Source organism: Sphingopyxis macrogoltabida, assembly GCF_001307295.1.
GTDB lineage: Bacteria > Pseudomonadota > Alphaproteobacteria > Sphingomonadales > Sphingomonadaceae > Sphingopyxis > Sphingopyxis macrogoltabida_B.
Genome location: NZ_CP012700.1, coordinates 1,654,187 through 1,680,342, shown reverse-complemented (window position 1 = coordinate 1,680,342; position 26,156 = coordinate 1,654,187). Strand labels below are relative to the sequence as shown.

Below are 26,156 nucleotides of genomic sequence, written 5' to 3'. Positions count from 1 at the left end.
GGTCAAGGTCCAGCGGCCGAACTTGCCTTTCATACGAATGTGAAGCAATCTCGCGCTGCAAAAGCATAACGAGGGGTCGGGGCGATGCGGACGTATCTGGTGGTGATCGACGACAGCCCCGAAGCGACGCTGGCACTGCGCTTTGCGGCCCGGCGCGCGGCGCGGACGGGCGGCGGCGTGATGGTGCTCGCCATCGTCGCCCCGCAGGACTTCGTGGCTTTCGGCGGCGTCCAGGCGACAATCGAGGCCGAAGCGCGCGAACATGCCGAGGAACTGGTCGCGGCGGCGGCCGACGCGGTGGTGCAGGAAGCGAATGTCACGCCGCAGATCATGGTCAAATCGGGCAAGCCCGCCGAGGTGGTGCGCGAGGTGATCGGCGCGAACGAGGAGATTGCGGCACTGGTGCTTGCGACGGCGTCGTCAGGCGCGCCGGGACCCTTGGTCGCGCATTTCACCGGACAGGATGCGGGCACGCTCCCCTGTCCGGTGATGCTGGTCCCGGGCGGCATCGACATCAGCCGCCTCGATGCGCTGAGCTAGCGGCTCAGGCGGTTGCAAGCCGCGGCAGCGCGGCGGCGCCCTTCGCCTCGAAAATCGCAAGATCGAGGACGACGATCGCCTGGACGGCGACGACAGCAATGCCGAGCCACGTCATCTGGCCGCCAAAGATTGCAAGCACGGCAAAGCTTGCCGCGACCCAGCCGAGGTTGCCCACCGCAATCAGGTTGGCAAGTCCTTTGCTCGGCGCTTTCTGATAGGCGACGAACAGCATCAGCAGCGCCGAAGGCAGGCCGATCCAGCCAGCAACGGTCACCACATCGGAGGGGAGGCCGAGCAGTGCGGCGACGGTCGCGGTCGCAAACACACAGAGGATGAACAACGCCGTGCAGGTGATAGCGTCGATGATCAGGGTGTTCTTGAGATTGAAGATGGACATGATGCTTCTCCTTTCAAATGCCCGTCTCATGTGATCCCGAAAATGCGGCCAGTCGATTACGCCGGAGGTAATGGAAAACAGGAAGGCTGAGGTATAGCTCTCCGGACAAAGGAGACGTTCATGCAAGTCGCGACGCTGGGCGAACAATTGCGCGAATGGCGCACCCGCCGCCGGATGAGTCAGATGGACCTCGCGCTCGATACCGAGATTTCGACCCGCCACCTGAGCTTTATCGAAACGGGTCGGTCGAAGCCGAGCGCGCAGATGCTCGCGCGCATCGCCGATTGCCTCGAGGTGCCGCACCGCGCGCGCAACGCGTTGCTGCTCGCGGCGGGATATGCCCCCGACTATCAAGAACGCGCGCTCGACAGCGCCGAAATGGCGGGGATGCGCGCGATCGTCGAGCATGTGCTGAAGGGGCACGAGCCCTATCCGGCGCTCGCGGTCGACCGGCACTGGAATATGGTCGCTGCGAATGCCGCGGTCGGGGTCCTGATCGGGCAGGTTTCGCCCAACCTCCTCGCGCCACCGGTCAATGTGCTGCGCCTCGCGCTGCATCCCGAAGGCCTCGCACCGCAGATCGCCAATTATGCGATGTGGCGCGCGCATATCCTGCATCGGCTCGACCTCCAGATCGAAGCGAGTGCCGATCCGGCGTTGGCATCGCTGCGCGACGAGATCGCGGGCTATGCGGTCGAGGCCAACGACAATGCCGCCGGGCCGGTGAGCAGCATCGCGGTGCCGCTGGCGCTGGAAACCCCTGCCGGACGCATCTCGTTCGTCTCGACAGTCACGATCTTCGGCACTCCGGTCGACATCACCCTGTCGGAACTAGCGATCGAAGCCTTTTTTCCGGCCGACGCGGAAAGTGCGGCGTTGTTGCGGGAACTGGCGGGGGACTGACACGTCGCTCCCGCGGAGGTAACGGGTTCAGCGCTTCCGCCCCTTGTGCTTGATATTCGCCGGACGCCCGCGTTTGCCGACCATATGCTTGCCGGCCTTCTTCACCCCGTCGCGGCGCGGCGGTCGATTGCGAAAACCGCCCTCGGGCGCATTGGGCAGTTCGAAGCGCAGCGCGCCGCTGATCGGGTTGGCATCAAGCAACCGCAGATCGAGCCGCTGGCCGACCGTATAGCTCACCCGCCCATGCTCGCTGTCGAGCGTCCGAGCCGCCTCGTCATAGAAAAAGCGCTCGCTGCCGAGCGTCGACACCGGCACCAGCCCGTCGCCGCCGAGCCCGTCGACCGTTGCAAAAAAGCCGAACGGCTGGACGCCGGTGATCCGCGCCGCGACGATCTCGCCGGTCTTGGTTGCCAGATAGGCGGCAACATAACGGTCGACAGTCTCGCGCTCGGCCTCCATCGCGCGGCGTTCGAGCGCGCTGATCGCTTCGCCGATGTGCGACAAGCCCTTGGCGTCCGCCTCGCCAAGGCCGGTGCGCGCGGGCAGGTCCTTCGGCCTGCCGGGCACTTCGAGGCGATAGCTATCGACGAGTGCGCGATGGACGACCAGGTCGGCGTAACGGCGGATCGGTGAGGTGAAATGCGCATAGCTGCCGAGCGCGAGGCCGAAATGGCCGGCGTTGGCGGGGCCATAATAGGCCTGCGTCTGGCTGCGCAAAATCGCCTGCATGATTTCGGGCAGCCGATCGTCTTCGGAAAAGCCGTCGATCAGGCGGTTGAACACTGCCGGGGTGATGACCTGCCCGAGCGCGAAGCTCCGTTCGAAGGTTTCGAGATAGTCCTTCAGGCTGACGAGCTTCTCGCGGCTCGGCGGCTCGTGGATGCGGTACATCACTGGTGACTTCTTCGCTTCGAGCGCCTTTGCCGCCGCGACATTGGCCGCGATCATGTAATCCTCGATCAGCCGGTGCGCGTCGAGGCGATCGCGAACCCGGATTTCCGCGATGCCGCCCTGTTCGTCTAGGATCACCTGACGCTCGGGCAATTCGAGGTCGAGCGGGTCGCGCGCCGCGCGCGCTTTTGCGAGCAGCGTCCAGCTTGCCCAGAGGTTGCGGAGCGCCGGCAGGACGTCGGCATCCCACCCCTCGCGGGGCTCGTCGGCGTCATAGGCCGCCTGCGCATGTTCATAGGCAATGTTGGCGCGCAACCGGACCAGCGCGCGTGTGAAACGCCACGACGTCACCTTGCCATGCTTGTCGATCACGAGATGGCACGCCATCGCGGCGCGATCCTGCCCGGCTTTCAGCGAGCAGACGCCCGCCGACAATGTCTCGGGCAGCATCGGGACGACTTGGTCTGGAAAATAGACGCTGTTGCCGCGTCGCCGCGCTTCGCGATCGAGCGCGCCGTCGGGCCGGACATAATAGCTGACGTCGGCAATCGCGACGATCGCGCGAAAACCGCCTTTGTTGCCCGGATCTTCGTCGGGAACCGCCCAGACGGCATCGTCATGGTCGCGCGCATCGATGGGATCGATGGCGACGATCGGCAGATCGCGCAGATCCTCGCGCCCGTCCGGAGTGAGCGGCAGCTTTGCCGCCTTTTCAGCCTCGGCGAGGGTTTCGGGACCGAAGACATGCGGTATCTCGTGCCGTGCGATCGCGATCATGCTGAGCGACCTTGGCGCAAAGGGATCGCCGATGCGGTCGATGACCTTCGCTTTGATCGCCGGCCCACGCCCGGTCAGTTCGGCGCGGACGAGATCGCCGATATCGGCATCGCCCTTGTCCGCGACGGCAAAGTCGTAACGCGCGCGCTTGTCGGCGGGGCGCAGCCAGATCATCGGCTTGCCGCCCGGCCCCATATCCTCGACGAGCACCCCGATCACCATCTCGGCGCTCGCCTGGAGCCGTTTCATCGGATGCGCGACATGGCCGCTGCCGCGTTCCTCGGTGCGGGCGAGGATACGGTCGCCGACCCCGAGTGCGCCTTTCCGTCCCTGCTCCATCACGCGGAGGCGCGGCGCCGGGCCCGCGGCCTCCCAGCGGTCGGGAACCGCCCAAACGGTGCTGCCCTCGATCGCCGCAACGCGCAGCACGGTGACGCGCGGCAGGCCGCCATGCTTGTGAAAGGCACGCCCGGGCGCCAGATCGACGAGCCCCTCGTCGGTCATGTCCTTGAGCAAAGCCTTCAGCGCGACCTTGTCGGCGCCGTGGAGACCGAAATGCTTGGCGATCTCGCGCTTGCCGACCGCGCCGGGGCTGTCGGCGATGAAGCGCATGATCTGGTCCCGTGTCGGGAGTCCGGCCTGGATTTTGCGTGGCATGATCCGCTGATAGGGGGCAACGCACGGCGCGTCACCCCCATCTTGCGGATCAATAGTTGGGCTGGATGTCGATCACGCGGCCGGCGGAATCGGCGGTACAGATGGAACGGTAATGGCCGGTCGCGATCGTGAAGACATAGTTGCCCGACCGGTCGCTACGCTGGCTGACCGCGACGCTGCTGCCGCCGGGCGCGTTCTGGAAGGCATCGCCGCGCGCCTCGCAGGCCGCGCGCGCCGCCATTGGGCCGCCGCGGGCATAGGGGCGGTTCGCGGCGCGACGGTTCGACGCCTCGGCCTCGCCCGCCATAAACCCGTCGTGATAACCCTCGCTGTCGTTCCTGTCGTACTGGCCGCCGTAAAGGCCGTCGTTATAGCCGCGCGAATATTCGCTGTCGTGATCGCCGCTGCTGTCGCCATGCTTCTTCTTGTGGCTGGCGAGCGCTGCGATCAACCCGACTGCGGCAATCGCGCCGACGGCCGCAGCGGCGTTGCCGCCGCCCTTGCCGCAGTCACCGGCGTCCGCCTTGTCGACGCTTGCATAGCGCCCTTGGGCGACGACAACCCGGACGCACGTATCGCTACTTCCGTTCCACCAATACTGGCCGCCGTTCTTGAAGGTTTCCATCTTGTAGCCGCGATTCTGCATCTCGCTTTCTGCGCCGGGCGCGCGCGCGCCGACGAGATCGGAAAGGCTGCCGGGTGTCTTGGCATAGACCGGCACCATCCCCGCGCCGATCATCGAGATCGCGGTCAATGTCGCAATCGTCCGTCGCATCATCTTCATTCCCCTGCTTGAGCGCGCGACGCACGACCCCGCCGCAACGCGGTACACGGAGGCCCGATCAGCCGAGTCCCTCGGCCGATTCCATAGCAGACTAATGACATGCAAAGAATGAGGTTCGCGGTTTAACCGACGCTAACCACGCTACCGGAGGAACTCAGTAGGTACGCCCAATCAGCACCCGCTCCACCGCCGGTTCACCGGTGAAGAAGCAAGCCCCGTCGGCGGGCACCGCGTCGAGCGGCGTGTTGCGCATCGTCAGCTTCAGTGCCTTCAACTGCTCGACGATCCCGTCGAGCACCGCGCCGGTCGGCCGCGACCATTGCACCTCGACCCAGCCGACGAATTTGTCGTCGCCGGCGAAATGCGCTTTCAGGTCGGTCACGTCGCGGCGGATGTTGGCGTGCAGCCGTTCCTTCGCTTCGGCATAGAGATTGTCCTGAATCTCGCCGAGCGTCGCGACGGCAGCCGCGACGAACTCGCCGCGCGGAACGAACGCGCTGTTGAGCTTGCCATCGTCCTTATAGAGGCGGTCGCGGCGGATCACCGCGACATTGCCGCCGGCGACGTCGCGCGGGCCGATTTCGAGGATGATCGGTGCGCCCTTCTTGACCCAGCCCCAGCGCTTGGTCTGCGCCTTGTTGGCATTGGCGTCGAGCAGCACGCGCACCGGCTCGCGGAAGGCGTCGAGCGCCTTCAGTTCCTTTTCGAGCGACGCGCAATAATCGAGGATCGCCGCATCCTCGTCATTGTCACGCAGCATCGGCACGATGACGATCTGGTGCGGCGCGATCCGCGGCGGACAGCGCAGGCCGTCGTCGTCGCCATGCGTCATGATCACCGCGCCGATCGTCCGCGTCGAGAAGCCCCAGCTCACGGTGTGGCAAAGGCTGTGACCGCCGTCCTTGTCCTGGAAACGGATGTTCGCTGCTTCGGCGAAACCGGTGCCGAGATAGTGCGAGGTGCCGGCCTGCAGCGCCTTGCCATCCTGCATCATCGCTTCGATCGAATAGGTCGCCGCGGCGCCAGGGAAGCGCTCGTTCTCGGGCTTCTCGCCGGCGATCACCGGCAGCGCGAGCGCCTCTTCGGCGACGGTGCGGTACAGTTCGAGCGCACGCATCGTCTCGGCAAGCGCATCTTCCTTGCTGTCGTGCGCGCTATGCCCCTCCTGCCACAGGAACTCGGCGGTGCGCAGGAACATGCGGGTGCGCATTTCCCAGCGCACGACATTCGCCCACTGGTTGACGCGCAGCGGCAGGTCGCGCCACGACTGAACCCAGCGGCTCATTGCGCCGCCGATGACGGTCTCCGACGTCGGGCGGACGATCAGCGGCTCTTCGAGCTTTGCTTCGGGGTCGGGGATCAGCTTGCCCTTCCCGTCTCCGATCAGCCGGTGATGCGTGACGACCGCCATTTCCTTAGCGAAGCCGTCGACATGGTCGGCCTCCTTCTCGAAAAAGGACAGCGGGATGAACAGCGGGAAATAGCAGTTCTGGACGCCCATGTCCTTGATGCCCGCGTCCATGATCGTCTGGATGCGTTCCCAGATGCCATAGCCCCACGGCTTGATCACCATGCAGCCGCGCACCCCCGATTCCTCGGCGAGGTCGGCTTCGGCAATGACGTCCTGATACCAGGCCGCGAAGTCGGCCTGCCGGGTTACGCTGAGCGCATGCTTGATCATGATTTTCCGGTTTTCTGTCGTTGGGGGAGCGGGAACGAAGCCCGCCGCTATTTCTTTTTCGCGAGTTCGGCCTTGAGCTCGGCAACTTCGGCCTTCAACGCGGCGATTTCGGCATCCTTGGCCTTGCCGCCGGCCGCGCCCGGCATGAAGGCCCCCGCCGCCTGCTGGAACATTTCCATGTTGCGCCGGGTGAGTTCGGCGAGCGGGTTGGAACCCAGCGCGCCCGCGAATGCCGAGCGGACGTCCTGCTGGTTCTTGCGGAACGCCGCCATCGATGCTTCGAGATATTGCGGCACCATCGACTGCATCTTGTCGCCGTAGAGGCCGATCAGGTGACGCAGGAAATTGACCGGCAACAGCGTCTCGCCGCGGGTTTCTTCGTCCATGATAATCTGGGTCAGGACGTTGTGCGTAATATCGTCGCCGCTTTTCGCATCGACGACGCGAAACTCGCGGCCGTCGCGAACCATCGTGCCGAGATCCTCGAGCGTGATGTAACAGCTACGCTCGGTATCATAGAGGCGCCGGTTGGCGTATTTCTTGATCGTGACGACGTCGCCCTCTTCTGCCGATTTCGACCTCGCCATGCTGATCCGCGCTCCTGATGTTCCGACGGCTCCGAATGCCCTGTATCGGAGGCATCGGCCGGAACCTTGATTGTGCAAAGCGCGCAATAGCACCAATATATGATGCATCGCAACATGCGGCGCAACGCGGTGGTGCGGAAATGGGACGCCGAGTCGCCCGATTTCGCGACGAAGCATCGGATCGCCGAGCGAAAAATCGCCGAGGATTTATATCAATCACCCATTTTGGCAATTTCGTTTCAACGGAAACGTATTTCGGGACATTTTCATATCAGACACGGCATGGAATGATCCATTCATATCATTGTAAAGAAAGCTAATTGCCTAAAGAATAGCCGCCGGACCATGGCCGGTGTTGCCGAAAAGGCACAGCAACCCGGCCTCGATAGCGACGCCGCTCAAATTCGCGATCAAAGACTTGTGCCGCAGAAATTTTAGGTCTTTCTAAACCCCATGCCGTTCATCTGGTTTTTTGAACGGGCAACCGGGGAGTCATCAATGTTCAAAGCGCACCTGCTTCGGGGTGCCGCTGCTTTTGCAGTGGCCGTTTCCGTCAGCCAACCAGTTTTCGCACAAGACACGGTCGACAGCATCGCCTGCGCCGACGCCAACAATGACGGCGTCTGCGATTCCGATGCGACCAGCGGCGACGCGATCGTCGTCACCGGCTCGCGCATCCGCAAGAGCGAATTCAACAGCCCCGACCCGATCCAGGTGATCAGCCCCGACATCGGCCAGAAGCAGGGTCAGAACCAGCTCGCCGACCTGCTCCAGTCGTCGCCGATCGCGGCCGGCTCGATCCAGATCACCTCGTCGATCTCGAACGGCTTCGTCACCAACGGCGGCGCCGATGCCCAGACCATCTCGCTGCGCGGCCTTGGCGCCGAACGCACGCTGGTGCTGCTGAACGGCCGCCGCGCCGGTCCCGCCGGCGTCCGCGGTGCGGTCGCCTCCTTCGACCTTAACGTGCTGCCGCTCTCGATCGTCCGCCAGGTCGAAGTGCTGAAGACCGGCGCTTCGTCGATCTACGGTTCGGACGCCGTCGCCGGCGTCGTCAACATCCTGACCAAGGACAACGCCGACGGCTTCCAGATCGGCGGTTTCTCGTCGATCCCGCAGCACGGCGGCGGTGAAATCTACGACTTCAACGTGACCTGGGGCAAGCGGTTCGACCGCGGCCACATCATGGCAACGGTCGATTATTTCCAGCAGCAGAACCTGCGCCGTCGCGATCGCGGCTTCCTCAATTGCTCGGAAGATTATCTTCCGCGTCAGGGCGGCGGCCGCGCCGACATCACGGACTTCCGTACCGGCCGACCGGCGTGCAACGGCACGCTCGGCAATCTGATCCTGACCAACCTCGACTTCACCGGGGATCCGATTTTCGACGATGATACCGGCGACCTCATCGGGTTCGAACCGGGTCTGCTGGCGCCCAACGGCGAGCAACTGTTTATTGGCCAATATGGCTCGAATCTGGGCCAGGTCGGCATTTCGTACAATAATTTCGGCAATCTCGGCGTTTCGGGGCCCGCAAACTTTTTCGGCCTGAACTTCGATGGTCCCTCGACCGGCGCGCTGAACCAGTATGAGCCGCTCGAGCAGATTTCGGATGTCTATTCGAAAGTATCGCGCATCACAGGCTATCTCGACGCGTCCTACGAGCTGACCGACAATGTCGAAGTTTACACCGAGCTGCTGTTTAACAACCGCAAGTCATACAATAATTCGTTCCAGCAGCTGAACGTGATCCAGTTCACGGGCGACTCGTTCTTGCCGCTCCTGTTCTGCGATCCTTCGGTCGACAATTGCGATCCATTCGACGCCGGCGATCCGTTCAACTCCGAATTCACGGGCGCTTTCCTGCTTCGTCCGCTCGTCCTCGCCAAGTCCGATTTCAGCACCGATGTCGATTATTACCGCGGCGTCCTGGGCTTCCGCGGCGACTTCGGTGGCTTCCTTTCGGGCTGGAACTGGGACGTATACAGCCAGTACAGCAAGTCGGATGCCAGCTACACACAGGATGTGATCTTCCAGGACTCGCTGGATTCGCAAAGCTTCCGCACCCGGTCGTGCGTCGGCCAGCAGACGCGCGTTCGTGGTGTTGATTGTATCGACATCGACTTCACCGATCCGCGCGTATTGCGTGGCGATTTCACGCCCGAAGAGCGCGCCTTCCTGTTCGGCAAGGAAACGGGCACCACGATCTTCAAGCAGTGGTCGGCCGAAGCAACGCTGTCGGGTAACTTGTTCACTCTGCCGGCCGGCAATGTCGGCGCGGCATTCGGTGCGCAAATCCGTCGTGACCAGATCACCGACACGCCGGGCGAAACTACGCTCGCGGGCAACGCCGCGCTGCGCACCTCGTCCGGCATCACGTCGGGCAAGACGGTGACGAAGGAACTGTTCGGCGAACTCCAGATTCCCCTGATCCACGATACGCCGTTGATCCAGCGCCTGACGCTGTCGGGTGCCGCTCGCTATACCAGTGTTGATGCGACGCGCCGCGACGGCGCTCAGGACAGCTTCAGCGACACCACCTGGAAAGCCGGCCTCGACTGGGAAGTCACCGACTGGCTGCGTTTCCGCGGTACATGGGGTACATCGTTCCGTGCTCCCGCGCTGTTCGAACTGTTCCTCGAAAACCAGACCGGTTTCCAGGCACAGCAGGATATCGATCCCTGCATCAATACCGCCACCAAACTGGCGCGCGGCGCGATTACCCAACGGATGTTCGACAATTGCGCTGCCGACGGTTTCGGTCCCGCATTTGCCGGCGCGACCGGATCGGCGACCGTCCTTGGCGGCGGCGGGCTCGGCACGCTCCGTCCGGAAACATCGACCGCGAAGACGGCCAGCATTATCCTGACCCCCGACCTTTCGGGCGCCTTGTGGGGCGGCCTCAAGACGAGCCTCGCCGTCGATTATTTCGACATCCGGGTGAGCAACGAGATCACCACGCTCGGTGCGGGTAACATCCTTCGCGGTTGCTACAATTCGGAATTCTTTCCCGACGATCCGCTTTGCGACCTGTTCACCCGCATCCCGGCCGGCCAGGCCGACGCAAACAACGTCGACACGGTGATCGATACCTATGTCAACGTTGCACGCCAGCGGAACCGCGGTTTCGACGTCACGCTGAATATCGCCCAGGATCTGGGCAATCTCGGCAGCCTTGAATTCCGGGCGCAAATGACCTGGCAGATCGAAGACAAGACGGCGCTGTTCGCAGGCACTGTCGTCGAGGATAACGGCGAAGCCGGCGATCCGAAGTGGGTCGGTGACTTCAACCTTGCCTGGAACAAGGGACCGTGGACGATTTTCTATGGCCTCGACGTCATCGGCGGGACTTCGAACCTCGGCGATCTGCTCGATCAGCGCGGGACCGATTGCCCGAATTCGCCACTCTTCTATCCCGGCGGGCCGGTTTGCCCCGACGTGCGCCTGTCGCCGACCTTCTATCACTCGATGTCGGTCACGCGCGAAGTAGCGGACAAGTTCGAGATCACGCTGGGCGTGGCCAACCTGTTCGACACCGCACCGCCGCGTGCATCGATTCCCTTCTCGGGCATCACCGCTATCGGGCAGGCGCCGGCGTTCGGCTCCCAGTATGATTATATGGGTCGCCGGGTGTTCGTGAACCTTCGCGGCAACTTCTAAGGCTACACCTTGAAATGAAGAGGGCGGCGGAGCGATCCGCCGCCTTTTTCTATGCCGTGGCTACGCCGTCCACTCGCGCGCCCAGCGCTTCCCGAGGCCGGTGAGCAACTCATACTGCGACAGCCCGCTGCGCTCTGCCGTCTCGGCGAGCGCATAGTCGAGCGTCAGCCAGTCACCCTCGTCGATCGCGCCGGCATCGCTGGCATCGAACGCGACAAGGTCCATCGAGACGCGCCCGGCGAGCGGCAAGCGCTGCGTCTGCCAGCTCGCCGCGCCGCTTCCGGCGTGGCAGCGCAGATAGCCGTCGGCATAACCCAAGTTGGCGACCGCGACCCGGCCATCCTTCGCCGCGGTCCAGGTCGCGCCATAGCCGACCGTCTCGCCGGCGCGGACGCTGCGCACCTGCAGGACGCGCGCTTCGGGAAAGACGACCTGCCGGATATGCCCGGCCGCCTCCGGACGCGGAGTGCCGCCGTAGAGGGCAAGTCCCGGGCGGGTGAGGTCGAAAGCATAATCGGCGCCAAGGCAAACGCCCGCGCTGTTCGCAAGGCTGTAGCGCCGGGCCGGAATGCGGTTTTTCAACTCGCGAAACGCCGCAAGCTGCTGCCCATTCTGCGCGCTATCCTCGTCGGCCGAGGCGAGATGGCTGAGCAAGGTTTCGATCGCGAGCCCGTCGAGCGCGCCGCCGAGCGCCTCCTCGACGCGCAGCCCGAGGCGGTTCATGCCCGTGTCGACCATGACGTCGCACGGCCGTCCCTCGCCCGCCGCACGCCAGCGCGCGACCTGCTCGAGGCTACCGAGCACCGGACGCGCCGGAAGCGTTTTCGCCGCGATCATGTCGGCCTCGCCGACCCCGTGCAGCACCGACAGCGAGACGCCCTCCACGAGCGGCATCAGCGCCGCCGCCTCCGCCCAGCTCGCCACAAAAAAATCGCGGCATCCCGCAGCGACGAGATGGTGCATCACTTCGCGCGCACCGAGCCCATAACCGTCGGCCTTGAGCGCCGCGCCGCACGCCGCCGCGCCGCCCTGCGCCGCAAGCCAGCGCCAGTTGGCGACAAGCGCCTCACGGTCGAGACGGAGGCGGAGCGGCGACGGAATGGCAATCATCCCAGTGCCACTAGACGGCTTTGACGGCAGCGCCAATGGGGCTGTTGGAGGCGCCGATCAGGCCGGCGGCGCCTTCCTGTCCCACTGCCCCTCGACCGGGTCCTTGAGCATGAACGCCGTGACGAGGAATGCCACCAGCACCACGCCCCATGTGTACCACAGCCCGGCATAGGCGTTACCGGTCTTGGCGATGATGAAGCTGGCGATCAGCGGCAGGAAACCACCGAAATAGCCGGTACCCAGATGATAGGGGATCGACAGCGACGAATAGCGCACGTGCGGCGGGAACATCTCCGAGAGCAGCGCCGCGACGGGCCCGTAGGTAAAGCCCGACAACGCGCTGAGCCCGAGCAGCGCCGCGAGGATCACCGCAATGCCGAGCGGCCCCGGTATCTTTTTCTCGAAATCATAACCCATCGCCTCGAGCGCGGGTTTGAGCACCGCCGGATCTTCGCCCGCGACTTCGCGCGCCCCGATCGTCACCTTGACGCTGTCGAACGCGCTACCGCTCGCGACCACCGTATAGGGTACGCCGAGCTTGGTCAGCTCGCCAAGCGTCTTGCCGCACGCGGTTTCCTGTTTCGATGCGAAGGGGTCGAAGCTGCACTTCGACCCGGTCACCATGACCGGCGCCTTTTCGGCCGCCGCGGTGAGCGCGGGGTTGGCGACGCTGCCCATCAGCCAGAACAGCGGGAACAGCAGCACCAGCGTGACGCCATAGCCCCAGACGATCGGCTTCTTGCGCCCGATGCGGTCGGACAGCCGCCCCGCCCAGAGGAAGAAACCCATGCCGAGCGCGGCGGCGATACCGACGATGATCTCGGCCGCGGTATCGTCGATCTTCATCGGCCCCTTCAGGAACGACAGGCCCGAAAACATCGCGGTGTACCAGATCACCGTCAGCCCCGCCGCGATGCCGAACAGCGCGATAAAGATGCGGCGCGGGTTGCCCGGATAGGTGAAGCTTTCCTTGAGCGGATTCTTCGCCAGCTCGCCTTCCTGCTTCATCGCCTGAAACACCGGGCTTTCCGAAAGCTTGAGCCGCATCCACAGCGAAATGGCAAGGAGCAGGATCGAAAGCAGGAAGGGCACCCGCCAGCCCCAGCTTTCCCACACCGCATCGGGCATCAGCGCCTTGCACCCGAGCACGACGATCAGGCTCAGCACAAAGCCGCCGACGACACTCGCCTGGATGAAGCTGGTATAGAAACCGCGCTTTTCGGGCGGCGAATGTTCGGCGACATAGACGGCCGCGCCGCCATATTCGCCGCCGAGCGCCAGCCCCTGCAACACCCGCAGCAGGATGACGATGATCGGCGCAACGATGCCGATCGTCGCCGCCGACGGGATCAGCCCGACCCCGGCGGTCGCGACGCCCATCAGCGTGACGGTGACGAGGAAGGTATATTTGCGTCCCAGCCGATCGCCGAGAAAACCGAACAGCACCGCACCGAGCGGCCGGAAGCCGAAGCCGACAGCAAAGCCAGCCCAGACGAGCAGCACTTCGAGCGTCGCATTGTCGCTGGGGAAAAAGGCCTTGCCGATGATCGCCGCCAGCGTGCCGTAGATGAAGAAATCATACCATTCGAAGATCGTGCCCGCCGACGAGGCAGCGATGACCATGCGGATGTCCTTCGCGGTCGGCTGGTAAACCGCGCCATGATCGGCGACGGCGGCTGCGTCGGTCATAAATTCTCCCCTGCCCCCATCCCAACCGGATGCGGGCTTTGCGCCATCTCTAGCCGCCGCGCATCGCCGCGCAAGCCTTCTTGGCGTAGCGTCATTCCGGTGGCAGACTGCACCCCATGCAGTTTATCGACCTCTCGATCCCGATCACCAACCATGTCGTCTCCGACCCGCCGGTGATGCGCCCGCAGATCACTTACATGACCCACGAAAACACGTGGGGGCAGATCGCGATGTTCTTTCCGGGTCTGACGAAGGCCGACCTGCCCGACGGCGAAGGCTGGGCGGTCGAAAGCCTGACGCTCAGCACCCATAACGGCACCCACATGGATGCGCCCTGGCATTTCCATTCGACCACCGACAGCGGCGCGAGCGCCGCGCCGAGCATCGACGAGGCGCCGCTCGATCTGTTCTTTCGTCCCGGCGTGAAGCTCGATTTCTCCGACCGTCCGGCGGGCCACGTCGTCAGCGGCGCCGAGGTGGAAACCGAACTCGCGCGGATCGGGCACGACCTCCAGCCGCTCGATATCGTGCTCGTCCAGTCGGGCGCGATCTACGGCACCGACAATTTCACCGATCAGGGTTGCGGCATGGGCGCCGAAGCGACGCTCTATCTCACCGAACGCGGCGTCAAGGTTGTCGGCACCGACGCATGGAGCTGGGACGCGCCGTTCAGCCACACCGCGCGCCGCTGGGCCGAGACGCGCGATCCATCGATCATCTGGGAAGGCCACAAGGCCGGGCGGATCAAACCCTATTACCAGATCGAAAAGCTGACGAACCTCGCCGCCCTGCCGCCGAGCGGCTGGACGCTCAGTTGCTTCCCGGTGAAGATCGAACGCGCGAGTGCGGGCTGGATCAGGGCGGTGGCGCTGATCGAAGCCTGATCGCTAGGGGTTCACGGTCGCCAGCAGCCAGAGCGTCCAACCGCCGAGCGCCAGCAATGTAATCCACGTTGCCGCCACACCGATCTGGCGCGTCACCGGCGGCTTGCCGGGCTCGACCGGTGCGTGAAGTCCGACGATATGCGCGATGCGGCCGATCACGAACAGCGCCCCGAATGCCATCAACGCCATATGGTTCGCGCGCGCGCTTTCGAGGAGCCCCAGCAGGATGACGACGATCGGGGCGTGCTCGGCAAGATTGCCGTGCGCGCGGCTGGCACTGATCAGCCGCGCGTCGCCATGGTCGCCGAACGCCGCGCCGAGCCGCAGGCGCTGACGCACGGTCATCACCGCAGTCAGCAGGAGCAGCAGCGCGCAAACGGCCGCAACGAACGCGGTTACGGGTGATGTCATGATCCGGTCTCCCCCTCTGTTTTGCCCACCATAGCGCAGGATTGCCGTTCGTCGAACGCCGCTGGCAAGTTGCAATCGAAACCTTAAGCGTCCGCCAGAGAATATCTATCGGAGCAACCCCCATGACCATCGCCGAGGCGACCCCCGATTTCGAGGCGGACCAGGGCGACCGCGCCTTTCTCGGCCATCCGAAAGGGCTCGGCTATCTCGCCTTCGTCGAGGGCTGCGAGCGCTTTTCCTATTATTCGATGCAGACGCTGCTCGTGCTCTACATGGTCAAATATCTCCTGCTCCCCGAAAATTCCGCCAGCGTAATCGGGCTCGACTGGGTGAAGAATTTCTACGGGCTCGACGGCCAGCCGCTCGCCTCGCGGCTGTTCGGCGACTATACGTCGCTCGTCTATCTGACCCCGATCGTCGGCGGGCTGATCGCCGACCGCTGGCTCGGGCGCCGTACGACCTTGATCCTCGGCGGGCTGGTCATGGCGCTCGGCCATTTCCTGATGGCGTTCGAGGGCAGCTTCCTCTTCGCGCTCGTCGCGCTGATCGTCGGGGTCGGGCTGTTCAAGGGCAATATCGCGAGCCAGGTCGGCGAACTTTACGGTCCGAACGACCTCCGCCGCGCGATGGCGTTCCAGATCTTCTACATCGCGATCAACGTCAGCGTCATCGCGGCGCCGCTCGTCGCCGGCACACTCGGCGAGAAAGTGAGCTGGCACTGGGGGTTCGGCACCGCGGGCGTCGTGATGGTCATCGGCCTTATCCTCTACATCATGGCCAAGCCGTGGCTTCCCGCCGACAATCTGCCGTCGAAGGCGAAGGCCGAGGGCGCCTCGGCCGCCGAACCGATGTCACGGCAGGACTGGCTGCGCGTCGCCGCGGTCCTGCTGCTCGTCCCCGTGCTTGCGACCGCGCTGCTCACCAATCAGGAGATTTTCAACGCCTATCTGGTCTGGGCCGACCAGCATTTCCAGCTCACCTTCTTCGGCCAGACGCTGCCGACGAGCTGGATGATCACCATCGATGCCACGGCGAGTTTCAGCATGCTCGTCGCGGTCGCGGCCTTCTATGTCTGGTACGGAAGGCGCTATCGCGAACCCGACGAGCTCGGCAAGATGATCATCGGCAGCCTGTTCTCGATCGCCGGCGGCCTCTGCCTCGTCATGGCCGCGGCGACGCAGGGCGACGGCAAGATCGGCCTGTTCTGGCCGCTGATGTTCCACCTGCTGAACAGCATCGGCTTCGCGCATATCATGCCGGTCAGCCTCGCGCTGTTCACCAAGCTCGCACCGCGCGCGCTCAACGCGACGATCATCGGCATCTATTATCTCGCCTTTTTCGGCGCGAACTATGCGGTCGGGACAGTCGGCGGCTGGTATTCGTCGATGCCGACCACCGCCTTCTGGCTGTTCCACGTCGCGACCGCCGTCGTCGGCCTGATCGCCTTCATCTTGTTCAAGCTGTTCCTCGCGAAGCGCCTGATGGGCCACCCCGCCGCGACCTGATCAGAAGAGGCGCGACCCGTCGGGCACCGCCCGGTCGGGCGCAAATAGGATGACCGCGCCTTCTTCGTCGGCAAAGCCAAGCGTCAGCACTTCGGACATATATTTGCCGATCTGGCGCGGCGGAAAGTTGACGACGGCGGCGACCTGCCGCCCCCGCAGTTCGTCGAGGCTGTAGCGGTCGACGATCTGCGCGCTGCTCTTCTTCACCCCGATCGCGGGGCCGAAATCGATCTTCAGCTTGAATGCGGGCTTGCGTGCCTCGGGAAAAGGCTCGGCCGCAACGATCGTGCCGACGCGGATATCGACGCGGAGGAAAACGTCGAAGGCGATCGGGTCGGCCGCGGGGGCGTCGTTGTCGTGGTTCAGATGCATCTACCGGGCTCCGTCATTGCGACCCCAGCGAAAGCCGGGGGAAGCAATCTCCAGCGATCGGGCATCTGCTCCCGGCAACCGGAGATTGCTTCGCGCTACGCTTCTCGCAAGGACGAGAAGCTCGTTATTCCATCTCCAATATCACCGCGTCGACCGCCAGGCTGTCGCCCTGCGCGGCGTTGACCGTCTTCACCGTCCCCGATTTTTCGGCGCGGAGAATATTCTCCATCTTCATCGCCTCGACCGTCGCGAGCGGCTGGCCCGCCTCGACGGCATCGCCCTCACCAACATGCAGCGCGACGAGCAGGCCCGGCATCGGGCAGATGAGGAATTTGGAGAGATCGGGCGGGATCTTCTCGATCATGTGCGACGCCAGCGGCGCGACGTGCCAGGGCAGGACGCGCACATCGTGGATGCGCCCGCGCGTCGTCATGCGCCAGCCGGTGCGCGTCTTCGCGACCTTCACCGCCAGCTCGCTATCGCCGATTTCGGCCACGACCAGCTTGTCGCCGGGGGTGTACTCGAGCGCGATGTCGACCTTCTCGCCATCGACCTTGATATGCTTGTGGCCAAGCTTGACCTTGTGCGCAGCGCCGCCGACGGTGACCTGCCATTTCGCGGGCGGGTCGAGCCGGTCGCCGAGCTGGCCGTCGGTGCGGCGGGCGCGGTCGGCCTCGGCGCTGGCCATGAAGCCGGCGATCGCAGCGAGGGTGCGGACGATATCCTCGTCGGTGTCGGCACCGTGGAAACCCTCGGGATATTCCTCGGCGATGAACCCCGTCGTCAGCTCGCCCGAACGGAAGCGCGGGTGCTGCATGATCGCCGAGACGAAATCGATATTATGGCCCAGCCCTTCGAGTTCGAACCGGTCGAGCGCCGCGATCTGCAAGTCGGCCGCCTCGTCGCGCGTCTTGCCCCAGGTGACCAGCTTGGCGATCATAGGATCGTAGAAGATCGACACCTCGCCGCCCTCCTCGACCCCGGCATCGACGCGCACCCCTTCGACGCCGCGCTCGTCGCCCTTCCACGCCGGAACCGGCGTGCGATAGCGCACGAGGCGCCCGGTCGACGGCAGGAAGCCGCGATACGGGTCTTCGGCATAAACGCGGTTCTCGATCGCCCAACCGTCGATCTTCACATCGTCCTGCGTCAGCTCAAGCTTCTCGCCCGCCGCGACGCGGATCATCTGCTCGACCAGATCGATGCCGGTGATCGCTTCGGTCACCGGATGCTCGACCTGAAGGCGCGTGTTCATTTCGAGGAAGTAGAAGCTCTCGCCCGTCGGGTCGGCGCCCGACACGATGAGTTCGACGGTACCCGCGCTGTAATAGCCGACCGCCTTGGCGAGCGCGACGCACTGCTCGCCCATCGCCTTGCGCATTTCTGGCGAGACGAACGGCGACGGCGCTTCCTCGACGACCTTTTGATGGCGCCGCTGGATGCTGCATTCACGCTCGTTGAGGTAGAGGGTGTTGCCATGCTGGTCGCCGAGAATCTGGATCTCGATGTGGCGCGGGTTGAGGATGAATTTCTCGATGAAGACGCGGTCGTCGCCGAAGCTGTTGAGCCCCTCGCGCTTCGTTGCCTCGAAGCCCTCGCGAACGTCTTTCTCGTCATAAGCAAGCCGCATGCCCTTGCCGCCGCCGCCGGCCGAGGCCTTCATCATCACCGGATAACCGATCTCGTTCGAAATCTCGACGGCATGCTCGGTGTCGCGGATCTCGCCGACGAAGCCGGGGACGACGTTGACCCCCGCTTCCTTCGCGAGCTTCTTCGACTCGATCTTGTCGCCCATCGCAGCGATCGCATTCACCGGCGGGCCGATGAAGGCGATGTTTTCCTTCGCCAGCGCTTCGGCGAAGCTCGTGCGCTCCGACAGGAAGCCATAGCCCGGGTGCACCGCCTCGGCGCCGGTCGCCTTGCACGCGGCGATGATCTTGTCGGCGATCAGATAGGATTCGGAAGCAGGCGACGCACCAATATGCACCGCCTCGTCGGCCATCTGCACGAACGGCGCGCGCGCGTCGGCGTCCGAATAGACGGCGACGGTCGCGATGCCCATGCGGCGCGCGGTCTTGATGACGCGGCAAGCGATTTCGCCGCGGTTGGCGATCAGGATTTTCTTGAACATGGGGATCAATATTCCTCGATGAGGGACTTCAGTTGCGCGATGCGCGCTTCGGTGAGTTGGGTCTGGCAGCCGCTGATGACCATCGGTTCGGCCGAGCCGCCGCGCATCGCATAGCCTTCGCTGGCGCAATGCTGGTCGCGGTACGTCAGCCAGGCGCGCTGCGCGGCGAGCAGCGTATCGAAAAAGCCCGGGCGATTGTCAGTGCTGCGGTCGAGTTCGCGATCGCGCTCCTTCATCCGCGCGGCAGTGACCTTCCACTGCGCATTCATCGCCGCGTCGGCGCGCTCATAGTCCTTGTAGGCGCAGGCGTTGAGCTCGAATTGCGCCATCGCATTGTCGCAATCGATTTCGGGCTCCTGCGCCGCCGCGGCCATCGCCAGAAGCGTCGCGAAGATCACTCCGCCGCCTCCGGCATGCAGCCCTGGCGCATCGGTTCCTCGCTGACCATCGGCTTCAGGCCGAGCTTGGCGAAGAGCGCGGCGTCCTTGCTGTCGCCGGCGTTCGCGGTGGTCAGCAGCTTGTCGCCGGTGAAGATGCTGTTCGCGCCCGCCATGAAGCAGAGCGCCTGCGTCGCGTCCGACATGCTTTCGCGGCCCGCCGACAGGCGGATCATGCTCATCGGCATGGTGATGCGTGCCACCGCGACGGTGCGCACGAACTCGATGTCGTCGATCGCCGCGAGCGGGGTGTCGGCAAGCATGTCGCCGAGCACGGTGCCCTTCACCGGGACCAGCGCGTTGATCGGCACGCTGCCCGGATGCTCGGGCAGCGTTGCCAGCGCGTGGATGAAGCCGACGCGGTCGGCACGGTTTTCGCCCATGCCGAGGATACCGCCGCTGCACACGTTGATGCCCGCGCTGCGCACTTCCTCCAGCGTGTCGAGGCGTTCCTGGAAGGTCCGCGTCGTGATGACATTGCCGTAATTTTCGGGGCTCGTGTCGATATTATGGTTGTAATAGTCGAGCCCCGCGACCGCGAGCGTCTGCGCCTGCTCCTTGCTGAGCATGCCCAGCGTCATGCAGGTTTCCATGCCCATCTGGCGCACGCCCTCGATCATCTCGACGATCGCGGGCATGTCGCGGTCCTTGGGGTTGCGCCACGCCGCGCCCATGCAGAAACGCTGCGAGCCCGAATCCTTCGCCTGCGCCGCCGCCTGCAGCACCGCGCGGACATCCATCAGCTTGGTCGCCTTGAGCCCGCTGTCGGCGTGCTTCGACTGCGAACAATAGCCGCAATCCTCGACGCAGCCGCCGGTCTTGATGCTGAGCAGCGTGCAGAGCTGGACCTCGCCGCGCGCATGATGGCGGCGGTGGACGCCCTGCGCCTCCCACATCAGCTCGTCGAACGGCAGGTCGAACAATTCGGCGATTTCCGCACGCGTCCAGTCGGTGCGCGACAGGCCGTCTTGTTCGGTGGAATGGGACAGGGTCATGAGGGACAACCTTCTTCTGGAGCTAGTTGCAGAAGCGCTGGCGCGCTGCGGCGTAAAATTCGATCGGCGGCGTTTCGCCCGACATCGGTTCGTAATTGCCGTCGGCCCATGCCTTGCGATCGGCATAAGAGATGGTGACCTGCCGGCGTTCAGCCGCATCGCCATAGGCGCCGACGTCATAGAGGGTGAAGTCGATATCGGCTTCGGCATCGGCGCAGTTGATCCGCATGATGCCCTTGTTCACATATTTCTCGGCCGTCTCGAAATAGACGTCGCGCCACACCCCGTCGGAGGCTTCGAGCCGCCCGAACCAGTTGGTGAAATAATATTCGATGTCCTGCTTGTAGAGATGCTCGACCGTCACGCCGGGGCGATATTCGCTCGGCTGGCCGGCATCCTTCGCCGCAGCGGGCGCGGCGGCCGCGAGCAGCGCCAGCGCGGCGAGAAGCGAACGCACGCTCACGCCGCGCCCTCCAGCGCCTGCGCCAGGTCGGCGATGATGTCGTCGATATGCTCGATCCCCACCGACACCCGCACGACGTCGAGTCCCGCGCCGGCCTCGACCAGCTCGGTTTCGGAAAGCTGGCTGTGCGTCGTCGAGGCGGGATGGATGATCAGCGAGCGCGTATCGCCAAGGTTGGCGAGATGGCTGAACAGCTTGACCGAGGACACGAGTTTGACCCCTGCCTCATACCCGCCCTTGAGCCCGAAGGTGAAAACGGACCCGCCGCGGCCACCGAGATATTTGTGCGCCAGTTCATGATAGGGACTGTCGCGCAGCCCGGCATAGGATACCCAGCTCACCGCCGGATGGCCCTGTAGCCATTTCGCGAGCGCGACGGCGTTGCTGCAATGCCGCTCCATGCGCAGCGCCAGCGTTTCCATGCCGGTGAGCGCGAGAAAGGCATTCATCGGCGCCAGCGCGGGACCGAGATCGCGCAGCCCGAGCGTCCGCGTCGCAAGGATGAAGGCGAGGTTGCCGAACGCCTCGGTGAACTTCAATCCGTGATACGACGCATTGGGTTCGCTCAGCGACGGATATTTGCCGCCCTTCGCCCAGTCGAACGACCCCGCGTCGACGATCACCCCGCCGATCGCATTACCATGGCCGTTGAGGAATTTGGTCGTCGAATGGACGACGATGTCGGCGCCATGCTCGATCGGGCGGCAGAGGATCGGCGTCGCCATCGTGTTGTCGACAATCAGCGGCACCCCGGCATCGTGCGCGACCCGGGCGATCGCCTCGATATCCTGGACCACCCCGCCGGGGTTGGCGAGGCTTTCGATGAACACCGCGCGCGTCTTGTCGTTGATCGCCGCGGCGACATTGCCCGCATCGTCGGCGTCGACGAACTGCGTCGTCCACGCCATCTTGCGAAAGCTCTGGCCGAGCTGGTTGAGCGACCCGCCATAGAGCTTCTTCGCCGCGACGATCTCGCAGCCCGGTTCCATCAGCGTGTGGAAGGCCAGGAATTGCGCGGCATGCCCCGACGCCACCGCCAGCGCCGCCTGCCCGCCTTCGAGCGCCGCGATCTTGCCTTCGAGCGCGCCGTTCGTCGGGTTCATGATCCGGGTGTAGATGTTCCCGAATTCCTGCAGGTTGAACAGCCGCGATGCGTGCTCGACATCGTCGAACACATAGGACGCCGTCTGATAGATCGGCGTGATCCGCGCTTTCGTCGTCGGGTCGGGCTGGGTTCCGGCATGAACCGCGGCCGTTTCGGGCTTCATGTCAGTCATTCCTTCCCCCTGCCCGTCCGCTCAGGCACCGACACGATAGGTAAGCGCAAGTTGCTGCGCCGGGATCGTCGGGCCGAAATAATAGGAGACGCTATGGGTCTTGCCGTTGACCTGCCATTCCCAGCGCATCCCGCCGTCATAGACGACGCGGACCGGCGGCAGGCCGAGCGCCCTGTCCAGTCCCTTTTCGATCGCCGTCGCGACCGTCTCGCGGTCGCTTTCGCCGGTGCTGAGCGCCGCGTCGAAATCGCACTGCATCGGCGCCGAGCGGGTCACGACTGTCCGGTCGGAACGCCAGCGCTCATCGTCGGCGCGCTCATAGCCGAAATCGCTCTTGGCGACGGCATATTCGAAGCGCTTGGCGCTGGGAAAGATCGACAGGCACAGATCGTCGAACTCGGCGACCGCCCGGTCGAGGCCGGTCACCGCCAGCCCTCCCGAATCTTCGGTCGTCGCGCCCGCGGGCGAAACGCCCGCAACAGCAAGGGTCAATGCAGAGAGAAACCGCTTTTTCATGTCAAAGCCTCCTCCATCACCGGGGGCATATTGTGCCCCAGCAAACGCAGCACGTCGGCCGCGCACTCTACCACATTGCTGCCGGGACCATAAATCCCCTGCACGCCCGCATCGCGCAGATACTGATAATCCTGCGGCGGGATCACTCCGCCTGCGATCACCTTGATGTCGCTGCGCCCCGCTTCCTTCAATTTGCCGATCAGTTCAGGGATCAGCGTCTTGTGTCCGGCAGCCAAGCTCGACGCGCCGACGACGTCGACGCCGCTGTCGAGCGCCAGCACGACGGTTTCCTCAGGCGTCTGGAACAGCGGCCCCGACACGACGTCGAAACCCATGTCGCCGAACGCCGAAGCGATGACGTTCGCGCCGCGGTCGTGGCCGTCCTGTCCCATCTTGGCGACGAGCAGTTTCGGTTTGCGCCCCATCCGACGTTCGACCGCCGCGACGCCGTCGAGCACCTGCTGCCAGCGGTCGTCACCCTCATAGGGCGCCGCATAGACGCCCTTTACCGGCGTCGGCTGGGTGCCGTAACGGTCGAAGCTTTCCTCCATCGCCGACGAGATTTCGCCGAGCGTCGCGCGGGCGCGGGCGGCTTCCACCGCGTGCGCCAGCAAATTATTCTCGATCGACTGCTCGCCCGCCGCGGCGTCGCGCAGCGCCTTCAGCGCCGCCTGACACGCCGCCTCGTCGCGGCCCGCCTTGGTCTTGTTGATCCGCGCGATCTGCGCCTCGCGGACCTTGGTGTTGTCGACCTCGAGGGTTTCGAGCAGATCCTCGTTGGCGAGGCGATATTTGTTCACGCCCACAATGACATCGTCGCCGCGGTCCACCCGCGCCTGCCGCGCGGCGGCGGCGGTCTCGATCATCGCCTTCGGCCAGCCGGCGGCGACGGCCTTCGCCATGCCGCCTTCCTTCTCGACGCGCTCGATGATCTCCCACGCCTTGTCGACCAGTTCCTGCGTCAGCGCCTCGACATAGTAAGAGCCGCCGAGCGGATCGACGACCTTGGTCATCCCGGTCTCTTCCTGAATGACGATCTGGGTGTTGCGCGCAATGCGGGCCGAGAAGTCGGTCGGCAGCGCGATCGCCTCGTCGAGCGCATTGGTGTGCAGCGACTGCGTGCCGCCGAGCATCGCCGCCATCGCCTCGATCGTCGTGCGCATGACATTGTTGTACGGGTCCTGCTCGGTCAGCGAGACGCCCGACGTCTGGCAGTGGGTGCGCAGCATCTTCGACCGCTCGTCCTTGGCCCCGAGGTTGGTCATCACGCGGTGCCACAGCACCCGCGCGGCGCGCAGCTTGGCAATCTCCATGAAGAAATTCATGCCGATCGCGAAGAAGAAGGACAGGCGCCCGGCGAACTTGTCGATGTCGAGCCCCGATGCGACACCGTAGCGGACATATTCCGCCCCATCCGCAATCGTGAAGGCAAGCTCCTGCACCTGCGTCGCGCCGGCTTCCTGCATGTGATAGCCGGAGATGGAGATGCTGTTGAACTTCGGCATCTCACGCGACGTGTAGCCGAAAATGTCCGAGATGATCCGCATCGAGGGTTCAGGCGGGTAGATGTATGTGTTGCGGACCATGAACTCCTTCAGAATGTCGTTCTGGATGGTCCCGTCGAGCAATTTACGTTCGACCCCCTGCTCCTCGCCCGCGACGATGAAGAAAGCGAGGATCGGGATCACCGCGCCGTTCATCGTCATGCTGACCGACATCTGGTCGAGCGGAATGCCGTCGAACAGGATCTTCATATCCTCGACGCTGTCGATCGCGACCCCCGCCTTGCCGACATCACCGACGACGCGCGGATGGTCGCTGTCATAGCCGCGGTGCGTCGCGAGATCGAAGGCGACCGACAGCCCCTTCTGCCCCGCGGCGAGGTTGCGGCGATAGAAAGCGTTCGATTCCTCGGCGGTCGAAAAGCCCGCATATTGCCGGATCGTCCACGGCCGCCCCGCATACATCGACGCGCGCACCCCGCGCGTGAAGGGCGCGAAGCCGGGCAGCCCCGGATCGGTCGTCACGTCCTCGGCCGTATAGAGCGGCTTGACGTCGATCCCCTCGGGCGTCGCCCAGGTCAGGTCCTTGCCCTTCACTTCCTTGTCGGCGGCGGCCGCCCATTGGTCGAGGGTCGGTTTGTCGGTCATATGCGTATCTCTACTCTCTTTTCGTCATGCCGGACTTGATCCGGCATCCATCTCTCCGGCGCCGGAGGAATGGACCCCGGATCAAGTCCGGGGTGACGATGAAATGAAACTCAATGATCGCCCTTCGGCGTTTCCATAATCTCGGTCAGCACCCCGCCCATATCCTTGGGGTGGAGGAAGAAAATCAGCGTCCCATGCGCCCCGATGCGCGGTTCGCCCAGCACCCGCTTGCCCATCGCCTCGAACTCGGCCTTCGCGGCGTGGATGTCGGGCACTTCGTAACACATATGATGCTGTCCTCCCGCAGGGTTCTTTTGCAGGAAACCGGCGATCGACGCATTGCCCGGCAATGGTTCGATCAGCTCGATCTGTGTGCCGTTAAGGCCGCTGTCGGTCGGCGTATCGACGAAGCACACCTTCACGCCCTGCTCGGGCAGGTCGAACGGCTCATGAATCTGGGTCGCCCCCATCACATCGCGGTAAAAGACGATGCTGTCGGCAATCGACGGCGTCGCAACGCCGATATGGTTGAGGCGACCCAGTTTCATTCCATTCTCCTCAGCAACCCGGAACCTGGTCCTTGCCGACCAGTTCGTATTTGCCGTTCTTGAGCACATATTCCTGCTTGAAAGACCGCGTGCCGGTGTAGGCGACGGTAAAGCTCTTGTCGGGCACCGCAGCGGCGATCTTGCCCTCATATTCCTGTTCGGTCTGGCCAAGACCAGCACCCGAACTCATTCCGTCGGTAAAGCTGCCGCGGTCGACCGGGCCGTCGGGGGCCAATTCGGTCACCGCCGCCGATCCGATCGCGCAGCCCTGCCAAACGCCGCCGCCCGCGGTGATCAGATAGGGATTGCGGCCGAGCAGGCTCGAAAAGGCCCAACTCGTCGCGCCGTTGCCGACGGTCCCCGTCGCGCCGAGACCGATCCACTCGCCCTGCTTCACCCAACCGTCGGGGCTCGATTTCAGATAGTGGATCGCGTTCAGACCGCCTTCGCTGTGTCCTGCCTCGTCGAGCGACCCGACGCTGAGCAGCACCCCGGTGTTGTCTTCGAGCAGATGGATGGCGACCGGACGGAAATGATAGCTCCGCTCGTCGATCGTCCGCGCTGCCTCGGGCTCGGCGCCCTTGGGCAGACCGAAGGCGGTACGGAACGCCAGATCGATCGTCGCATCTTCCTCGTCGCCGAGCGTAATCGGGAAAGCCTCGGGCTTTTCGCCGACTGGCGTGTCGGGATCGAAAGCCGACGCCGCGGGCGACACAAGCCCCGACAGGGCGATAACAGCGGCAAGAACGGATTTACGCATCTCGAAACCTCATTTGATAGTCGAACATCGC

The 26,156-nt window shown here is 64.3% G+C and carries 24 protein-coding genes; 6 read left to right on the top strand and 18 right to left on the bottom strand.

Annotation, left to right across the window (positions count from 1 at the left end; translation table 11 throughout):
* Window positions 1–84 precede the first annotated feature (84 nt).
* The gene (locus AN936_RS07865; protein WP_054587664.1) at window positions 85–540 is read left to right on the top strand and encodes a universal stress protein; all 456 of its coding nucleotides are present in this window, start codon (window positions 85–87) and stop codon (window positions 538–540) included.
* A 4-nt stretch (window positions 541–544) separates the two neighbouring features.
* On the opposite strand, the gene AN936_RS07860 is transcribed toward AN936_RS07865, so the two are convergent.
* The gene (locus AN936_RS07860) at window positions 545–937 is read right to left on the bottom strand and encodes a hypothetical protein (RefSeq protein WP_054587663.1); all 393 of its coding nucleotides are present in this window, start codon (window positions 935–937) and stop codon (window positions 545–547) included.
* A 120-nt stretch (window positions 938–1,057) separates the two neighbouring features.
* Here AN936_RS07860 and AN936_RS07855 point away from each other — a divergent pair, with 120 nt between their 5' ends.
* Complete coding sequence (locus tag AN936_RS07855; RefSeq protein WP_054587662.1) at window positions 1,058–1,840, top strand: helix-turn-helix domain-containing protein; 783 nt, start codon at window positions 1,058–1,060, stop codon at window positions 1,838–1,840.
* A 27-nt stretch (window positions 1,841–1,867) separates the two neighbouring features.
* On the opposite strand, the gene AN936_RS07850 is transcribed toward AN936_RS07855, so the two are convergent.
* The 4 genes from AN936_RS07850 to phaR all read right to left on the bottom strand — a co-directional run bounded on the left by AN936_RS07850 (window position 1,868) and on the right by phaR (window position 7,217).
* Window positions 1,868–4,165 (bottom strand): ribonuclease R family protein, encoded by a 2,298-nt coding sequence (locus AN936_RS07850; protein ID WP_054587661.1) that lies wholly within the window; start codon window positions 4,163–4,165, stop codon window positions 1,868–1,870.
* A gap of 49 nt (window positions 4,166–4,214) precedes the next feature.
* Window positions 4,215–4,943, bottom strand: a complete 729-nt coding sequence (locus AN936_RS07845; RefSeq protein WP_054590163.1) for a hypothetical protein — start codon at window positions 4,941–4,943, stop codon at window positions 4,215–4,217.
* A gap of 160 nt (window positions 4,944–5,103) precedes the next feature.
* Entirely contained in the window at window positions 5,104–6,630 is a 1,527-nt protein-coding gene (locus AN936_RS07840) for an aminoacyl--tRNA ligase-related protein (RefSeq protein ID WP_054587660.1), read from the bottom strand.
* 47 nt (window positions 6,631–6,677) lie between these two features.
* Window positions 6,678–7,217, bottom strand: a complete 540-nt coding sequence (gene phaR / locus AN936_RS07835) for a polyhydroxyalkanoate synthesis repressor PhaR (RefSeq protein ID WP_054587659.1) — start codon at window positions 7,215–7,217, stop codon at window positions 6,678–6,680.
* Window positions 7,218–7,316: 99 nt separating this feature from the next.
* On the opposite strand from phaR, the gene AN936_RS07830 reads away from it, so the two are divergent.
* Together AN936_RS07830 and AN936_RS07825 are read left to right on the top strand one after the other, a co-directional pair.
* Entirely contained in the window at window positions 7,317–7,508 is a 192-nt protein-coding gene (locus tag AN936_RS07830) for a hypothetical protein (RefSeq protein WP_054587658.1), read from the top strand.
* A gap of 207 nt (window positions 7,509–7,715) precedes the next feature.
* Window positions 7,716–10,877, top strand: a complete 3,162-nt coding sequence (locus AN936_RS07825; protein WP_054587657.1) for a TonB-dependent receptor plug domain-containing protein — start codon at window positions 7,716–7,718, stop codon at window positions 10,875–10,877.
* Window positions 10,878–10,937: 60 nt separating this feature from the next.
* Here the strand turns inward: AN936_RS07825 and alr are convergent, their stop codons facing one another.
* Window positions 10,938–11,987, bottom strand: a complete 1,050-nt coding sequence (gene alr, locus AN936_RS07820) for an alanine racemase (protein WP_054587656.1) — start codon at window positions 11,985–11,987, stop codon at window positions 10,938–10,940.
* A 57-nt stretch (window positions 11,988–12,044) separates the two neighbouring features.
* Window positions 12,045–13,676, bottom strand: a complete 1,632-nt coding sequence (locus AN936_RS07815) for an MFS transporter (protein WP_054587655.1) — start codon at window positions 13,674–13,676, stop codon at window positions 12,045–12,047.
* 116 nt (window positions 13,677–13,792) lie between these two features.
* Between AN936_RS07815 and AN936_RS07810 the strand changes: the two genes are divergently transcribed.
* Window positions 13,793–14,560, top strand: coding sequence for a cyclase family protein (locus tag AN936_RS07810; protein WP_054587654.1), 768 nt, complete (start codon window positions 13,793–13,795; stop codon window positions 14,558–14,560).
* Window positions 14,561–14,563: 3 nt separating this feature from the next.
* Here AN936_RS07810 and AN936_RS07805 read toward each other — a convergent pair whose 3' ends face one another.
* A complete protein-coding gene (locus tag AN936_RS07805; protein ID WP_054587653.1) occupies window positions 14,564–14,971 on the bottom strand; it encodes an MAPEG family protein in 408 nt (135 codons plus the stop codon).
* Window positions 14,972–15,093: 122 nt separating this feature from the next.
* On the opposite strand from AN936_RS07805, the gene AN936_RS07800 reads away from it, so the two are divergent.
* Window positions 15,094–16,476 (top strand): peptide MFS transporter, encoded by a 1,383-nt coding sequence (locus tag AN936_RS07800; RefSeq protein WP_054587652.1) that lies wholly within the window; start codon window positions 15,094–15,096, stop codon window positions 16,474–16,476.
* Here AN936_RS07800 and AN936_RS07795 read toward each other — a convergent pair whose 3' ends face one another.
* The 10 genes from AN936_RS07795 to AN936_RS07750 all read right to left on the bottom strand — a co-directional run bounded on the left by AN936_RS07795 (window position 16,477) and on the right by AN936_RS07750 (window position 26,125).
* Window positions 16,477–16,848, bottom strand: coding sequence for a tRNA-binding protein (locus AN936_RS07795; protein ID WP_054587651.1), 372 nt, complete (start codon window positions 16,846–16,848; stop codon window positions 16,477–16,479).
* Window positions 16,849–16,972: 124 nt separating this feature from the next.
* Window positions 16,973–18,979 carry an acetyl-CoA carboxylase biotin carboxylase subunit gene (locus tag AN936_RS07790; RefSeq protein WP_054587650.1) on the bottom strand — a complete coding sequence of 669 codons (2,007 nt, stop codon included), beginning with the start codon at window positions 18,977–18,979 and terminating at the stop codon, window positions 16,973–16,975.
* Window positions 18,980–18,984: 5 nt separating this feature from the next.
* Window positions 18,985–19,377 (bottom strand): lysozyme inhibitor LprI family protein, encoded by a 393-nt coding sequence (locus AN936_RS07785; protein WP_234715775.1) that lies wholly within the window; start codon window positions 19,375–19,377, stop codon window positions 18,985–18,987.
* The gene (gene bioB / locus AN936_RS07780) at window positions 19,374–20,411 is read right to left on the bottom strand and encodes a biotin synthase BioB (RefSeq protein ID WP_054587649.1); all 1,038 of its coding nucleotides are present in this window, start codon (window positions 20,409–20,411) and stop codon (window positions 19,374–19,376) included. Before bioB ends, AN936_RS07785 begins: the two co-directional genes overlap by 4 nt.
* Before the next feature lie 22 nt (window positions 20,412–20,433).
* Entirely contained in the window at window positions 20,434–20,874 is a 441-nt protein-coding gene (locus AN936_RS07775; RefSeq protein WP_054587648.1) for a hypothetical protein, read from the bottom strand.
* Complete coding sequence (locus tag AN936_RS07770) at window positions 20,871–22,151, bottom strand: O-acetylhomoserine aminocarboxypropyltransferase (RefSeq protein WP_054587647.1); 1,281 nt, start codon at window positions 22,149–22,151, stop codon at window positions 20,871–20,873. The genes AN936_RS07775 and AN936_RS07770 overlap by 4 nt, the downstream gene beginning before the upstream one ends.
* A 21-nt stretch (window positions 22,152–22,172) precedes the next feature.
* Entirely contained in the window at window positions 22,173–22,667 is a 495-nt protein-coding gene (locus AN936_RS07765) for a hypothetical protein (RefSeq protein WP_149037624.1), read from the bottom strand.
* Entirely contained in the window at window positions 22,664–24,817 is a 2,154-nt protein-coding gene (gene scpA, locus AN936_RS07760) for a methylmalonyl-CoA mutase (protein WP_054587645.1), read from the bottom strand. Before scpA ends, AN936_RS07765 begins: the two co-directional genes overlap by 4 nt.
* A 110-nt stretch (window positions 24,818–24,927) precedes the next feature.
* The gene (mce, locus tag AN936_RS07755) at window positions 24,928–25,365 is read right to left on the bottom strand and encodes a methylmalonyl-CoA epimerase (RefSeq protein ID WP_054587644.1); all 438 of its coding nucleotides are present in this window, start codon (window positions 25,363–25,365) and stop codon (window positions 24,928–24,930) included.
* A gap of 10 nt (window positions 25,366–25,375) precedes the next feature.
* Window positions 25,376–26,125 carry a hypothetical protein gene (locus AN936_RS07750; protein WP_054587643.1) on the bottom strand — a complete coding sequence of 250 codons (750 nt, stop codon included), beginning with the start codon at window positions 26,123–26,125 and terminating at the stop codon, window positions 25,376–25,378.
* Window positions 26,126–26,156 lie beyond the last annotated feature (31 nt).

Coding starts and splice junctions, on each gene's coding strand:
- AN936_RS07865 (WP_054587664.1), top strand. CDS start 85: ATGCGGACGTATCTGGTGGTGATCGACGACAGCCCCGAAGCGACGCTG.
- AN936_RS07860 (WP_054587663.1), bottom strand. CDS start 937: ATGTCCATCTTCAATCTCAAGAACACCCTGATCATCGACGCTATCACC.
- AN936_RS07855 (WP_054587662.1), top strand. CDS start 1,058: ATGCAAGTCGCGACGCTGGGCGAACAATTGCGCGAATGGCGCACCCGC.
- AN936_RS07850 (WP_054587661.1), bottom strand. CDS start 4,165: ATGCCACGCAAAATCCAGGCCGGACTCCCGACACGGGACCAGATCATG.
- AN936_RS07845 (WP_054590163.1), bottom strand. CDS start 4,943: ATGATGCGACGGACGATTGCGACATTGACCGCGATCTCGATGATCGGC.
- AN936_RS07840 (WP_054587660.1), bottom strand. CDS start 6,630: ATGATCAAGCATGCGCTCAGCGTAACCCGGCAGGCCGACTTCGCGGCC.
- phaR (WP_054587659.1), bottom strand. CDS start 7,217: ATGGCGAGGTCGAAATCGGCAGAAGAGGGCGACGTCGTCACGATCAAG.
- AN936_RS07830 (WP_054587658.1), top strand. CDS start 7,317: ATGATGCATCGCAACATGCGGCGCAACGCGGTGGTGCGGAAATGGGAC.
- AN936_RS07825 (WP_054587657.1), top strand. CDS start 7,716: ATGTTCAAAGCGCACCTGCTTCGGGGTGCCGCTGCTTTTGCAGTGGCC.
- alr (WP_054587656.1), bottom strand. CDS start 11,987: ATGATTGCCATTCCGTCGCCGCTCCGCCTCCGTCTCGACCGTGAGGCG.
- AN936_RS07815 (WP_054587655.1), bottom strand. CDS start 13,676: ATGACCGACGCAGCCGCCGTCGCCGATCATGGCGCGGTTTACCAGCCG.
- AN936_RS07810 (WP_054587654.1), top strand. CDS start 13,793: ATGCAGTTTATCGACCTCTCGATCCCGATCACCAACCATGTCGTCTCC.
- AN936_RS07805 (WP_054587653.1), bottom strand. CDS start 14,971: ATGACATCACCCGTAACCGCGTTCGTTGCGGCCGTTTGCGCGCTGCTG.
- AN936_RS07800 (WP_054587652.1), top strand. CDS start 15,094: ATGACCATCGCCGAGGCGACCCCCGATTTCGAGGCGGACCAGGGCGAC.
- AN936_RS07795 (WP_054587651.1), bottom strand. CDS start 16,848: ATGCATCTGAACCACGACAACGACGCCCCCGCGGCCGACCCGATCGCC.
- AN936_RS07790 (WP_054587650.1), bottom strand. CDS start 18,979: ATGTTCAAGAAAATCCTGATCGCCAACCGCGGCGAAATCGCTTGCCGC.
- bioB (WP_054587649.1), bottom strand. CDS start 20,411: ATGACCCTGTCCCATTCCACCGAACAAGACGGCCTGTCGCGCACCGAC.
- AN936_RS07770 (WP_054587647.1), bottom strand. CDS start 22,151: ATGACTGACATGAAGCCCGAAACGGCCGCGGTTCATGCCGGAACCCAG.
- AN936_RS07765 (WP_149037624.1), bottom strand. CDS start 22,667: ATGAAAAAGCGGTTTCTCTCTGCATTGACCCTTGCTGTTGCGGGCGTT.
- scpA (WP_054587645.1), bottom strand. CDS start 24,817: ATGACCGACAAACCGACCCTCGACCAATGGGCGGCCGCCGCCGACAAG.
- mce (WP_054587644.1), bottom strand. CDS start 25,365: ATGAAACTGGGTCGCCTCAACCATATCGGCGTTGCGACGCCGTCGATT.
- AN936_RS07750 (WP_054587643.1), bottom strand. CDS start 26,125: ATGCGTAAATCCGTTCTTGCCGCTGTTATCGCCCTGTCGGGGCTTGTG.